The sequence below is a fragment of the Acrocarpospora macrocephala genome (assembly GCF_009687865.1).
Taxonomy (GTDB): domain Bacteria; phylum Actinomycetota; class Actinomycetes; order Streptosporangiales; family Streptosporangiaceae; genus Acrocarpospora; species Acrocarpospora macrocephala.
In genome coordinates this window covers 109,878-123,682 of record NZ_BLAE01000016.1, presented here as the reverse complement: position 1 = coordinate 123,682, position 13,805 = coordinate 109,878, and the positions used below count along the sequence as shown (strand labels likewise).

Genomic DNA, 13,805 nt, shown 5'->3' with positions numbered 1-13,805 from the left:
GTAGGCAAGGGACAGCAACACCTCGCAAGGCTTTCAGATCAACTCACGTACCGGCTTCCAAAGCCCCAGCTCACACCCCAAGTTTGCGTTTTCGAGCGGCACAGGCAAGCTGATGGCGCAGGACGATGATCTCGACGTCCTTACTCGTGTCGGTGCGCAACCGCAGCAGAAGGAACTGTCCGATTCGGATGATCGACAGGTAGAGCAACGAGACGAACGCGAGCCGAGATCCTGCCAGGACAACCATCCTGATCGTGCAAAAACCGCAGGTCACAAGACGAACCCGGATTTTCGAGCCCGACAGGGTTCACGGATGCGATCTGGCGGGGGTCAGCCCAGGCTGACGCACACCGAGCCGACCCCCATCAGGTCCCCCCGGACATGGTCGCCGGGCCGGGCGGCGACGGGCGTGTGCAGTGAACCCGACAACACCACCGTCCCGCGTCGAAGGACGTTGCGGTCCTGGGCCTGTTCCGCGGCGAACCAGGCCAGGGCTTCCACCGGGGGACGCCACATGTCGGCTGGTTCTCCGGCCGCGAGGATGACGCCGTTGCTCTTGACGGTAACCAGCATGTCGTCGAAGCCGACCCGCGCCAGGGTTCGGGAGGCGCTGCCCAGCACGATGTGGCGGGTCCTGAGCGGGGCCCGGCCGGAGCCGGCCGGTTCGGTGATGCGGAGCGCCGGATAGATCGCCGCGGCTGCTTCCAGGACACCGGCCGAGTCGCCGAGGTCCTGGCCGAGAAGGAAGGCGACATGGGTCTCGACCTGGACGGTCGTCGGTGAATCCAGGTCGACCCGGCCACAGTCGCTGACGAACAGCTCCTCGCCCAGCGTTTCGATCAAGGGGCGGGTGGTGTGGGGACTCCCGATCGCCAATGCGTATCCGGCGATGCCGGTTCGCGGCCAAAGGCCGCGCGTGCCGCTGACTGTCAAGCCGCCTCCTGCTCCTCTGCGGATCACGGGCAATGCTCGTGCGGCGTTGTTACCACCGGCGTTACCACCCTTCGGGGGTGGTCGGGGAGATTGTGGCGTCGGTAACATGAGCGGCAGATTAGTGCACAAGTAGTGACGGATTGTAGCAATTAGTCTATTAGGTGCAATATGAAAGAAAGCATAGGAAACCTGGTCAAAGTTCACCATGGGACCGACCTCGGGACCCGACTCGTATCCGGGCGCCTGATCCCCCGTCCCCGCCTGGACGAGCTGTTCGCGGTGTCGCTCAACCAGACCGGAGGGGTCCTGTGGGTGGTCGCCGGTGCGGGCGCCGGCAAGTCCGCCCAGGCCGAGTCGTTCGCGCGCTCGACGACGGCCCCGGTGTCCTGGGTGCGGCTGGGGCCAGAACGGCCCACGTCCGCGTATGTCGCCGAGCTGTTCGCGGCGGCGCTCCAGGGGGAGGGGCCCGGCCTGATCGTGGTGGACGACTGTCATCTCCTCTTCGGTGAGCCCGCCACGCTCACCCTGCTCGCGGATCTCCGGATGTCCGTCCGAAGGGGATGGCGGGTCATACTGCTAACTCGCGACGAGCCGCCCCAGGAGCTGACACACCTTGCCATCCGCGACAGTGACCTGGCCATGTCGGTCGACGAGATCAGAACCTTCGCCACGGCACGCGGCGGCGACGCGTCCCAGGCCGAGGAGATCAGCCGCGCCACAGGCGGATGGGCGCTGGGTGTCCTGCTGCACACGCAGGCCGCCTCGGCCGAGGCGGAGGCCGCGGTGGCGGAATACCTGGCGTCCGAGGTGCTCGACCAGCTCCCCGAGGACGAGCAGCGGGTCCTGCTGGCCGCCTCCGTCGCCCCGAGGGCGACCGCGCATCTGGCCGAGGTGTTGTGCGGTGAACCGATGGAGGACGCCTGGGACCGGCTCACCCGGCGGCACCTCCCGACGATCAACGTCAGAGGAGCCGAGCTGGCGTTCACGCCCGTCCTGCGGGCCGCGCTGCGCTACCAGCGGCTGAGCCGCCGGCCGGGACACCACACGGAGCTGGTACGCCGCTACGCCACCTACCTCGGCTGGATGGGCCAGGCCGTGGAGGCCGTCGAACTGCTCCTGGCCGAGAACGACCAGGCCGAGGCCGTCCGCGTGGCCGAGCAGGCGGTGCCAGAGCTGCAGGCCCGGCGCGAATGGCGCACGCTGGAGAAACTCACCAACGCTCTGGGAGAGGCCGCGACCGGGGCGAGCAACATCCTGCTGGGCGCGCGAATCCACGCGTTGAACGCCGCCCACCAGTTCGCACGGGCGCGTTTTCTGGTCCGGACGGTCGAGGCCGGAGGCCGTCTGCCCGCGGTGCTGGCGCAGGACGCCGGGCTGGTGGCCTCGGCTGCAGCGGTGATGCTCCCGGACGCGGCGGCGGCGACTCGGCTACTCGACCTGCACGGCGGTGACCATCGCAAGGAGGCGGTCCGGTTCCTGGTGGAGGTGTCCTGCGGCGAGTCCCCGGCCGAACCGCCGCAGGGCGACGACTGGGACCTCCACGAACAGTCGTTGAGCTGGGCATTGTTCGTCCAGGGACGCATCGGCGACATCACCCGGCTGGCCCCGGGGGATGGCCGCCCCCTGTACAACCCGGACGTCGTCCTCGCCTACGCCTACACCGGGCGACTCCCCCTGGCCCGCCGGATGTGGTCGCGCATCCCCCACGAGGTCAGGGTCACCGCCCATGCCCGCTTCGCGGAGAGCCTGCTCGTCTACGCGGAAGGCGACCGCGACCACGCCCTGGAACTCCTGGAGGACACCGTTGCCGAGGGACGCCGGATGGGTTCCTTCCTCACGCCGTATTACGAGGCGATGACCGCGATGGCGCTGATGAGGCATCACCGCGCCGAGTCGGCGCGGGCGCTCCTGGAGGATCGGGTCCGTCGCTGGGCCCGCGGCGACGACGCCGCCGTCCTGGAGTGGGGCCGCATGCTTCTCGGCTGGTCCTATCTGGAGGCCGGCCGCAACGAAAAGGCCCGTGCCCTCCTGGTCGAGGCGGTCGACGGCATGCACCGGGCGGGCCGCCACCTCCAGTTGCCGCTCGCGGCGGCCTGCCTCGCCGAGGCGCACGCGCGGTGCGGTGACCTCGATGCGTCCCACCGCGCGGCGGCGATGGCCTACGACGTCGCGTCCTCGACCGGTTTCTTCCTCGGTCTGGTACGCGCCGCGTGGTGTTACCCCGACATCCAGCGGCGGGAGCAGGCCCGCGATCGTCAGGACACCCGCTGGCGCCGTCTGGTGGTCTGCCCGTCGGCGCCAGCCGTCCCGAAACGACGCAGGCTGGGGCCCGCCATGGTGGAGTTGCACGTCCAGACCTTCGGCGGCAGGCCCGATCTGGTGCTCGACGGCCGCGCGCTGGGCGTAGGCCGGCTCAAAGTCATCGAACTTGTCGCCTGCCTGGCGTTGCATCCCGGCGGGGTGGTGCGCACGGAGTTGCAACGCCTGCTGCTCCCCGAGGCCGACGCGGGGACGGGCGGCAACCACTTCCGCCAGATCATGCACAAGTTCCGCGACGCCACCGGCATCCGGCTGGTCTCGACCGACGACGGCTGGGTCAAGGTGCCCGGAGACGCGTCCATCTACGCGGCCGACCAGTTGTTCGAGCAGGAGGCCGCCTTCGCCCGGGGCCTGCACGTCAACGCGCGGCTGCCCCAGCTCCAGGCGGCCCTGTCCCTGGTGACGGGCCAGTACCTCGGCCGCAGCGAACTAACCTGGGTCGTAGAGCGCCGGGAACATCTCGAGGTGGTACGCGAGGAGGCCCAGCTCGAAGTGGTGCGGTTGCTCATCGAGGGTGGTCGTCTCGAGGAAGCGCGCCAGGAGAGTGAGGACGTGCTCGGGCGCAACCGGTACTGCGATCCGGCCTACCGGCTCCTGGCGTACATAGAGAAAACCGCCGGTGCCGAGGAGACGGCCTACCGGCGAGCGGCGAGCGCCCTCGGGGAGCTGGGCCTGCGGCCTGGGGACACGCGGCGGTTCCTGGAACTCGGCGCGAGCGGTTCGATCACATAACGGCGCTGGTAACAGCGGCTCCCGACGATGACGGGTATCTGTACCAGTTGCGAAGGGACACGCGATGACCAGCGACGCGAACGGAACCAAGGTCGAAATCCCCCGGATCATCAGCGTCGACGATCACGTGATGGAGCCGGCCGACCTGTTCGAGGGCCGGCTGCCGAGGAAGTTCCAGGAGACGGCGCCGCGGGTGCACCGCGGCAAGATCACCAAGATCACGAGAGTCAGCGGTCAGGACTGGCGGGTCGACTTCGGTGAGGACGGCACGCTGGGGGACTACTGGATGTACGAAGGCGTGCCCATCCCGCTCAAGCGCATCAACGCCTCGGCGGGGCTGCCGCTGGACCTGCGGGAGAACGTGCCCGTGACCTTCGGGGACGTGCGTCCTGGTTGTTATGACATGACGGCGCGTCTCGCGGACATGGACATGAACCATATGGAGGCGTCCCTGTGCTTCCCGACGATGCCGCGGTTCTGCGGGCAGACGTTCGCGGAGGGCAAGGACAAGGAACTCGGGCTGGCCTGTATCCAGGCCTACAACGACTGGATGTTCGAGGAGTGGTGCGGGCCGTCCGGGGGACGGCTGATCCCGCTCGGGCTGGTGCCGCTGTGGGACGCCGAGCTGGCCGCGGCCGAGGTGCGGCGTAACGCCGAGCGAGGGTTCACGGCAGTCGCCTTCTGTGAGATTCCGGCCTTCCTCGGGCTGCCGAGCATCCACTCGGGGCACTGGGAGCCGTTCTTCCGGGCGTGCCACGAGACGAAGACCGTCGTGTGCATGCACGTCGGCTCGTCGTCGAAGATGCCGGCCACCTCGAAGGACGCTCCGGCGGCGGTGGGCATCTCCCTGTCGTTCAACAACGCGATGGCGTCGCTGGCCGACTACATCTTCTCGGGTCTGCTGATCCGGTATCCGGACCTGAAGCTGGCCTACTCCGAGAGCCAGATCGGCTGGATCCCCTACGCCCTGATGCGCATGGACGACGTGTGGAACCAGCACCGGGCCTGGATCGGGCTGGGTGACTCCATCCCGGAGCCGCCGTCGACCTACTACTACCGTCAGGTGTACGGCTGCTTCTTCCGGGACGACGTCGGCATCAGGGCGATCGAGCAGGTCGGCGTGGACAACGCGACCTTCGAGGTCGACTACCCGCACACCGACTCGACCTGGCCGGACACCAAGCAACTCGCCGAGGAGCACTTCGCGCACCTGCCCCAGGACGTCATCTACAAGATCGTGCGGGGGAACGCGATCAAGATGTTGCGGCTGGACCTGGACACCGACCTCGACGACTCGGGCCGTCCGCTGCCGATCCTGGGTCGGTGACGGGGCCGGTCCCGTCCGGAAAGGCGTGGACCTGGTTGTGGATCTATCTGGTGGGACACGCCGTGTCCACTACCGGCTTCTGGACGCACACCACCGCGTTCGCGTGGCTGGTGCTGACCCTGTCGGGGGACGGGCGGGCGATCGGGGCGGCGATCGCTCTCCAGTTCCTGCCGGCGCTGCTGCTCGGGCCGGCCGCCGGGTTGCTGGCCGACCGGCTGCCCAAGCGGCGGGTGCTGATGGCGGCGCAGGTCGCGGGGGCCGTCTGTACCGGGAGCCTCGGGTGGGCGACGGCCACCGGGAACGCCTCGCTCCCGCTGGCCTTCTGCCTCGCGTTCGTGTTCGGGTGTGTGACAGCGGTCGAGAATCCGGCGCGGATGTCGCTGGTGCCCGAACTCGCCGACGAGGAGAAGCTGCCCCGGTCGTACTCACTGAACGCGCTGGCCTTCAACTCGGCCCGGGTGATCGGGCCAGCGCTGGCCGGAGCCCTGATCGCGGCGTCGGGGGAGACGACGGGGTGTTTCGCCGTGGCGGCCGGGACCCGGTTGTTCATGGCGGTGGCGCTCCGGGCCATCACGCTGGTGGAGGTGTCCTCCGGCCGGGCCGATTCGCAGCCGGGGGAGATCCGGGCGGGGGTGCGTTACGCGTGGCGTACGCCCGCCATCCGGTGGCCGCTCGTATCGATGGCGGTCATCAGTGTGCTGGCGTACCAGCATCAGGTTCTGCTGCCGTTGCTGGCTCAGCGCACCTTCGACGGTGACGCCGCGACCCTCGGGATGATGACCGCCGCCATGGGACTGGGCGCCATCGCCGGAGGGCTGGTGGGCACCCGCGTGTTGCGGACCGGGCGGCGGGCCATCGCGGTGCGTGCCGTCTTCATGGGCCTCGCGCTGGCGCTCTGCGCTGCCGCGCCGACGCTTCCGCTGGCGGTGGCCGCCCTGGCTGTGCTGGGTGCGATGACGACCGTGCTGGCCACGACCGCGATGAGCACCATCCAGGCCGCCTCGGAGCCGGGTATGCGGGGTCGGGTCGCGGCCTTGTGGTTCGTGGTCATGCTCGGCAGCGCGCCGATCGGCGGGCCGATTATGGGCGTGCTCGCGGAGCTGGCCGACCCACGCTGGGGGTTCGGCCTCGGGGCCGCCGCGGTGCTTCTGGTCGGTGTCGTGGGAATCGCCACCTCCCGCCCGGGCGGTAACGGCCGCCGTAATGAGAAGTGACGTGAGATCGGTCCCAAGCTGAGAGGAACGACCGAGATGCCAGACAAGATCCAAGTACATGGAGTCGAGCGGGTCTTCGGAACGGGGCCCGCGGCCGTCGCCGCGCTGGGCCCCATGGACCTGAACATCCGCTCCGGCGAGTTCGTGTGTGTCGTGGGGCCCTCCGGATGCGGGAAGTCCACCCTGCTCAGGGTGATCGCCGGATTGATCCCCCCGACGGCCGGCGAGGTGACGCTCCAGCACGAGGATCTGCGCACGACCCTGATGTCGGTGGTGTTCCAGGACTACAGCATCTATCCGTGGAAGACCGTCGAGGACAACGTGCGGCTCGGGCTGGACATCAAGGGTGTGGGCAAGGCGGAGGCCAAGCCCATGATCGAGGGGTGGTTGCAGCGGCTCGGACTGCTGAACTTCCGGTCCGCCTATCCGCACACGTTGTCCGGTGGCATGCGGCAGCGGGTCTCGATCGCGCGGGCGATGGCGGTCGAGCCGGAGATCCTGCTGATGGACGAACCCTTCGCCGCGCTCGACGCGCAACTCCGCCTGGTCATGCAGGAGGAACTGCTGGCCCTCTGGCAGCAGGACCGCCGAACGGTGGTGTTCGTGACCCACAACCTCGACGAGGCGATCCTGCTCGGCGACCGGGTCGTGGTCATGAGTTCCCGGCCCGGCACGGTCATCGAGGAGTTCGTGGTTCCCTTCCCCCGGCCCCGCTCCACCGAGCTCCGGGGCACCAAGGAGTTCGCCGCCCTGGAGGCGGAGATCTGGAAGATGTTGCGCCAGGAGGTCAGGGACATGGTGCTGGAGCAGGAAAGGGCAGGCGCATGAGCATCAACCAGACCGCGCCTTCGGTGGGCCTCCGGGCGTCCTCCGGCGGGCAGGTCGTCACACGTGTTCCGGGTGCCGTCGAGACGGACCGGGTCCGGTTCGCCCGGCGACGCCGTATCAAGGACAACCTGCTCCGGTGGGGCACCCCCGTGCTGGTGTTGTCGCTCTGGCAGCTCACCACCGCGCTCGGGGTGCTGGACGAGCAGTTCTGGCCCGCTCCCGCGAGCGTGTTCGCCAAGGCGTGGGAGACCATCCAGTCAGGGCTGCTGCCCGAGCACCTGGGGGTCACCGTCCAGCGGTTGCTGACCGGGTACCTCGCCGGGGCGATCGCCGGAGTGGCGCTCGGCCTGATCTTCGGAACGGTCCGGTCCATCCGGGTCGCCCTCGAACCGATCATCTCGGCGCTCTACACCGTGCCGAAGCTGGCACTGTTCCCGTTCATGCTGCTGGTGTTCGGGCTCGGCCCGGCGCCGAAGATCATCATGACCGCCCTGGCGGTCTTCTTCATCACCTGCATCTCCACCAGCGCGGCCGTGCTGGGAGTCTCGGACGCCATGCACGAGCCCATCCGCTCGTTCGGGGCCACCCGAATGCAGACCTTTCGGCACCTGATCGTGCCCGCCGTGCTTCCGGAGATCTTCGTCGCGCTGCGACTGGGGTCGGGAACGGCCGTGCTGGTGCTCATCGCCATCGAGATGATCCAGGGGTCCGACGGACTCGGATTCGTGATCTGGAGTTCCTGGCAGGTCTTCGACACCGAGCGTATGTACGTCGGCATCATCGTGGCCGCGCTCATGGGTGTCATTTTCCAGATGGGCGTCAAAGCGATCGGGCGGCTACTCGTCCCGTGGAAACCGCGCTAACGATAAGTACGACAAATAACACGATAGCATCACAATACGTTCTTATATGTCTAAAGTGTGTCATATGTGTTAAAACGAGGGGTGGTGGGGCGGTTTCTTCTCGTGGTGTCACCGCTCCACTCGCGGCCGAAAAGGACGTAGGGCTCCTGCCCAGGCCATGAGGAGCAAGCATGACGTCGGTTTCTTCTAATCCTGACCAGTTCATCCTCAATCACCGGCTCGCTCCTCCAGGGGTTCCTCCCGCCCCTGTGTCCCGAGCCCGGGTGAACGACGAATATCGCGGGCGTTTCGCCGATGTCCGGTGCCTCGCGGTGGTGGCGGCCGGTGGGGCCGGCAAGACCATTCAGGCCCAGCTCTACGCGCGGGCCGGTGACATTCCCCTCGCCTGGCTCTCGCTCGACCGAAGCGACGGCTCGGCTCCCCGGCTCCTGGTCGGGCTGGCCGCCTGCCTCGACGGGGCGGACGGCGCCAGGACCACAGCCGTCCGGGACGCGCTGCGCGCCGACCACACGGCCGACGAGGTCGCCGCCATCCTGGGCGACAGCCTGCCGCCCGACCGCCGCCTGCTGGTGCTCGACGAGTGCAGCCACGTCTACGCCTCCGAGGAGGCCGCCTCCGCCCTGGGTGTCTTCCTGGAGTACGCCCCCGCCGAGACGCAAGTGATGTTGCTGAGCCGCACCGACGTCGCCTGGCCGCTGCGCCGGGGGCTGATCGAGGGCTCGATGTCGGTCATCACCGAGTCGGTGCTGAACTTCACCCGCGACGAGGTACGCGACCTCGTGGGCCACTCCGACGAGGCGGACCTGCTGCACGACGCGACCGGAGGCTGGGCGGCCGGGGTCATCCTGGGCGCGCGGTCCGGGTTTCCCACGGTCGCGGGCATGCCCGAGGTGAAGGACTTCGTCGCCTACCTCGGGACCCAGCTGCTCGACCGGCTCCCGGAGCGGGAGCGGGCTTTCCTGCTGGACTCCTCGGTGGCGGCGGTGATGACACGCGAGGTCGCGACCGCCCTGGCCGGAGGTGAGGGGCACGCCCTGTGGGACTGGTTGTCGGCGCAGCACCTGCCGGCCACCACGTCGACGGGCGCGGCGATCACATACCACTCGTTGTTCCGTACCTTCCTGGCCGAGCAGCTTCTCGCCCGCGCGCCCGCGCGCCATCCGCTTGTCGTACGGCGGTACGCGACCTACCTCGCGTCGGTCGGCCGGTTCGAGGAGGCGACCGAGTTGCTGCTCGGCTCCGGGGATATGGACGCGGCCGGTCAGGTCGCCGCCCAGGCGGCCTTCTCGCTCTACGGCCGCGCCGACTGGCCCACGCTGCACCGGTGGGTCGAGGTGCTCGGGCCGGACATCGTGCTCGCCAACCCGCTGCTGCTCGCCGCCTCGATCAGGGCGCTGCACGGCACCCGGCGTTTCGAGCACGTCATCGACCTGATCCGGCGGCTGGACCAGCGCGGCGGGCTGCGTGAGGCCACGGACGCCGACCCGGGGCTCTTGGCGACGGTCGCGTGGGCTATGCAGGCCGAACCGCGGGTGGCGCAACGTCTGCTGCGCAAGTACCGGGGTGACTACCGCGCCGAGGCGGTTTCGTTCATGCTCGACGCCGCCACCGGCGTCACGCCCGCGGCCCCGGTCCTCGGGTCGGACTGGGCGGATGTCGAACGCCACATCACCTGGGGGCTGATCCTCCAGGGCCGGTTGTCGGAGCTGGACCGGCTCGTGCCGCAGGATGGCGACACGGCCGTGATCAACCCGAACGTGATCATCTCGCCGGTGTTGCGCGGCGAGCAGGCCAAGGCCAGGGCGCTGTGGCGGCGGGTGCCGCCGGAGCTGCGTACCCGGCCGCAGTCGCGGTTCATCGAGTCCTTCATGCTCATGTCGGAAGGACGGATGGGCGAGGCGCTGGCGACCGCCAGACGTGCGGTCGAGGACAGCCGCAAGACCCACTTCTCCCTGACCGCCGTGTACGAGGTCTACACCGCCTACATCCTGCTCAACCTCGACCGGGCCGACGACGCGGTGGCGATGCTCGACGGCGTCATCAACGGGCTGTCGAACCGGGGCGAGACCGCGATCCTCGAATGGGCGCAGGCGTTCCTCGGGCTCGCCTACCTCCGGGCCGGTCGTACCCGCGAGGCCCAGTTGATCCTGCGTGAGGCCGTCCGGTCGATGCAGACGGCGCAGCGGCGGTTGTTCCTTCCGGCGGCGGCGGCCTGTCTGAGCGAGGCCGCGCACCAGGCCGGGGACACGCACGAATCCGGGGAGATGGCCAAGCTGGCCTATCACACGGCGTCGCTGATCGGCAGTTTCAACGGGCTGCTCGAAGTGATCCGGATGTTCCCCACGATCCTCGAACGGGAGATCGCCAGGGACCCGGCCGACACCCGGTGGCGCCGGTTGTTCTTCTCGGCGTCGGCGGTGGGGCTCACCCGCCTGGTCAGTGAGCCGCGTGCGGACCAGCCGATCTATCTGAGCGTGCAGCCGTTCGGGCTGGAGCGCGACATCCTGTTCAACGGTGACCGGCTGAACGTCGGACGCATCAAGATCATCGAGTTGGCCGCGTATCTGGCGCTGCATCCGCGCGGGGTGGACCGTACGAAACTCCAGCAGGAGCTCTTTCCCGAGGCGAGCCAGCGCAACGGCGGCAACCACTTCCGGCAGATCATCCACAAGTTCACCCGGGCGACGGGAATAGCCCTGGTCCGCCAGGGCCGCAACCAGCTCGCCGTGCAGGACGGCGTGTGGATCGAGGCGGTGGACGTGCGGTTCGAGCAACTGCTGCACACCACGAGCGTGGTGCCGGGACCGGAACGGGTTCAGCGGCTCGGTGAGGCGCTCGCCCTGATCAACGGCAGGTACCTGGAGAGTTCCAGCCTCCAGTGGGCCGAGGAACGCCGCCAGCAGATCGAGATCATGGAGGAGGAGGCCCGGCTGGAGCTGGTCACGCTGCTGATCGAGCAGGGTGACCCGATCGCGGCCAGGGAGGAGTGCGAGGCGCTGCTCGCGCTCAACCGGTTCTGCGACCCGGCCTACCGGTTGCTGCTGACGGTGGAGCGGTCGGTGGGGAGTGAGAGCTCGTGCCTGGCGGTCTACCGGCGGGCGGCGGCCGCCCTCAAGGAGCTGGGGCTGGAGCCGGGGTACGCGCGGCAACTGCTCAGCATGTCGTCCCCGGCTCTGGCCGTACACGAGCAGGCGTGATCATTCCACCACGCCGGCCGAGCGCAGCGTCTCGATGTCCCGGTCGAGCAGCCCCGCCTCGCTGAGCAGGGCTGCGGTGTCGGTCTCCGACTTGTCCCGCAGTACCGTTCCCGGCCGGGGGCTCGATGGTCCTCCGGCCAGGTTGGGGGCGAGCTGCTCGACCCTCGCTCCGTTGGCGCGGGGGACCTGCCAGGTGAGACCCCTGCCGCGGAGCTGGGGGTCGGCGAAGACCTCCGCGACGGTGTGGACGGGACCGACACAACACTCGGCGCCGAGCAGGTCGACCCAGTGCCGCCGGGACCCGGTGCGGAAACGCTCGCGGAGCAGGGCGCGGATCTCTGGTTGCGCCTCCGGGTCGCGCTGGCGGGTCAGCAGGTGGTCAGGGAGGGCGAGCAGTTCGCACAACCGGCGCCAGAAGTGGGGTTCGAGGGCGGCCACGGTGATCTGGCCGTCGCCGGCCGCGTAGACGTCGTAGCAGGCCAGGCCGCCGGTGAGGCGATGACCGCCGGGAGAGATGTCGGCGCCGGTCGCGAGGTGTTCGTCGAGGAACAGGCCCGTCATGCGGATCGCCGCCTCGGTGACCGACACGTCGAGGTAGGCGCCCTCTCCGGTCGAGCGGCTGCGCACCACGGCCGCGAGTACGGCCAGGGCGGCGCACAGGCCACCCGCGCCGTCCGCCACGGTGGCGCCGGGGAGCGCGGACACCCCTTCCGCCGTTCTGCCGGTGACGTCGACGTATCCGGCGATGCCGAGGTAGTTGAGGTCGTGGCCGGGCCGGTCGGCGTAGGGGCCGGTCTGGCCGTAGCCGGAGACCGAGCAGTAGACCAGGCCGGGACGCACCTTCGACAGGTCCTCGTAGCCGATGCCCAGGCGGCTGGCCCGGCCGGGCCGGAAACTCTCCACGACCACGTCGGCCAGGCAGACCAGGTCGCGGGCCGCCGCCTGGCCCGCCGGGTCCTTCAGGTCGATCCGGATGCGCTCGACGTCCCGGTCGCCGCTGTAGGAGTAGGGCGGGGGTTCCAGCAGGCGGTTGCGGGCGTTCGTGGGGCGGACCTTGATCAGGCGGGCGCCGTAGTCGGCCAGCAACCGGGTGCTGCGCGGTCCGGGGCCCTGCGTGGAGAAGTCGACGATCGTGAGGTCGGTCAGCATGTCACGACCCCGGTCTCGGCGAGGCGCTCGATCTCCTCGGGGGCTAGGCCCAGTTCGTCGCGCAGGATCTGCCCGGTGTGCTCGCCCAGGACCGGGAGCGGGCCGGGGGCGGGTTCGGCCGTACCGAGGAACTTGACGGGATCACCGACGACCAGCACGTCGTCGGTCGCCAGGCCCTGGACGGGATGCAACATCGACCGCGTCGCGTAGTGGGGGTCGGCGGCGACGTCGGCGGCCTCGTTGCTGGGCGCGGCCGGAACCCCGGCCGCCGCCAGCAGGGACGCGGCCTCCTGCTTGGACTTGTCGGCCGCCCACGCCTCGACTCCCGGCCGGATGACGTCGTCCACCCGGGCCGACCAGTCCGCGCGGGTGCGCAGGCGTTCGTCGGTCAGCCACTCGGGGTGGCCGACCGTCTCGGCGAAACGTTTCCACAGGTGCTCCCGGATCACCGAGACCACGAAGTGGCCCTCCTTCGCGGCGAAGGCGGTGAGCACGCCGATGTTGCGGCCCTTGGCCACGTCGGGGGCGTTCATCGACCACAGGTTGGGGCCCATGTCGTTCATCGCCAGCGCGGCGTCGGCCATCGCGATGTCGACATAGCCGCCGATGCCCGTACGTTCCCGTTGCCGCAGGCCGGCCAGGATGCCGATGGTGGCGTACAACGCGGTGGCCAGGTCGCCGATCGCGCCGCCCGCGCCGACTCTCGGGAGTTCGCCCTCGGGGCGGCGCAACTCGTACAGACCCGCGATCGCCTCACCGACCGCCGCGAAGGCGGGCCAGGCGGCGTACGGGGAACCGGAGTTGCCGAAGCCGGAGACCGACAGGTAGAGGGTCGACGGGGAGATGCTGGCGACGGTCTCCTGGTCGACTCCCAGCCGCCGGGCGACGCCGGGCCGCAGGTTCTCGGCGAAGACGTCGAACCGGGGCAGCAGCGCGTGTACCAGGGCGACGCCCTCGGGCTGTTTGAGGTCGACGACGATGCTGCGTTTGCCCGCGTTGCCGCGGATGAACGTCGCGCCGACCTGGGCGCCACTCCGGTCGGCGACGGTGGGCCTGGAGGCCCGGCCGCCGTCGCCGCCCGGTGGTTCGATCTTCACCACGTCCGCACCAAGCCGGGCGAGGATCTGCGTCGCGACCGGCAGGGCGAGCATCTGTTCGAGGGCCAGGATCCGCACTCCGGCCAGCGGCCGGTCTTCAGGGGTCGTCACGCGCCCGAGTCTCGCCTCCGGGGCATTAGCCGGGC

Annotated in this window: 9 protein-coding genes; 6 read left to right on the top strand and 3 right to left on the bottom strand. The window is 69.5% G+C overall.

The features are described from left to right. Window positions 1–330: 330 nt before the first annotated feature. A complete protein-coding gene (locus tag Amac_RS15865; RefSeq protein WP_155355147.1) occupies window positions 331–843 on the bottom strand; it encodes a fumarylacetoacetate hydrolase family protein in 513 nt (170 codons plus the stop codon). A 258-nt stretch (window positions 844–1,101) separates the two neighbouring features. Between Amac_RS15865 and Amac_RS15860 the strand changes: the two genes are divergently transcribed. The 6 genes from Amac_RS15860 (at window position 1,102) to Amac_RS15835 (ending at window position 11,413) form a co-directional block, all read left to right on the top strand. Beyond that, a complete protein-coding gene (locus tag Amac_RS15860; protein WP_155355146.1) occupies window positions 1,102–3,984 on the top strand; it encodes an AfsR/SARP family transcriptional regulator in 2,883 nt (960 codons plus the stop codon). Between the two features lie 64 nt (window positions 3,985–4,048). Next, window positions 4,049–5,311: an amidohydrolase family protein gene (locus tag Amac_RS15855; protein WP_155355145.1), complete on the top strand. Its 1,263-nt coding sequence runs from the start codon at window positions 4,049–4,051 to the stop codon at window positions 5,309–5,311. Next, the gene (locus tag Amac_RS15850; protein ID WP_170322507.1) at window positions 5,308–6,525 is read left to right on the top strand and encodes an MFS transporter; all 1,218 of its coding nucleotides are present in this window, start codon (window positions 5,308–5,310) and stop codon (window positions 6,523–6,525) included. Before Amac_RS15855 ends, Amac_RS15850 begins: the two co-directional genes overlap by 4 nt. Window positions 6,526–6,561: 36 nt before the next feature. Further along, window positions 6,562–7,353 carry an ABC transporter ATP-binding protein gene (locus tag Amac_RS15845; RefSeq protein WP_155355143.1) on the top strand — a complete coding sequence of 264 codons (792 nt, stop codon included), beginning with the start codon at window positions 6,562–6,564 and terminating at the stop codon, window positions 7,351–7,353. Further along, window positions 7,350–8,216, top strand: coding sequence for an ABC transporter permease (locus Amac_RS15840; RefSeq protein ID WP_155355142.1), 867 nt, complete (start codon window positions 7,350–7,352; stop codon window positions 8,214–8,216). The genes Amac_RS15845 and Amac_RS15840 overlap by 4 nt, the downstream gene beginning before the upstream one ends. 263 nt (window positions 8,217–8,479) lie before the next feature. Next, entirely contained in the window at window positions 8,480–11,413 is a 2,934-nt protein-coding gene (locus tag Amac_RS15835) for an AfsR/SARP family transcriptional regulator (RefSeq protein ID WP_155355141.1), read from the top strand. Here the strand turns inward: Amac_RS15835 and Amac_RS15830 are convergent, their stop codons facing one another. Both Amac_RS15830 and Amac_RS15825 read right to left on the bottom strand, forming a co-directional pair. Beyond that, window positions 11,414–12,562: a CaiB/BaiF CoA transferase family protein gene (locus Amac_RS15830; protein WP_155355140.1), complete on the bottom strand. Its 1,149-nt coding sequence runs from the start codon at window positions 12,560–12,562 to the stop codon at window positions 11,414–11,416. Then, window positions 12,556–13,770, bottom strand: coding sequence for a CaiB/BaiF CoA transferase family protein (locus Amac_RS15825; RefSeq protein ID WP_218041108.1), 1,215 nt, complete (start codon window positions 13,768–13,770; stop codon window positions 12,556–12,558). The genes Amac_RS15830 and Amac_RS15825 overlap by 7 nt, the downstream gene beginning before the upstream one ends. Between the last annotated feature and the right edge of the window lie 35 nt (window positions 13,771–13,805).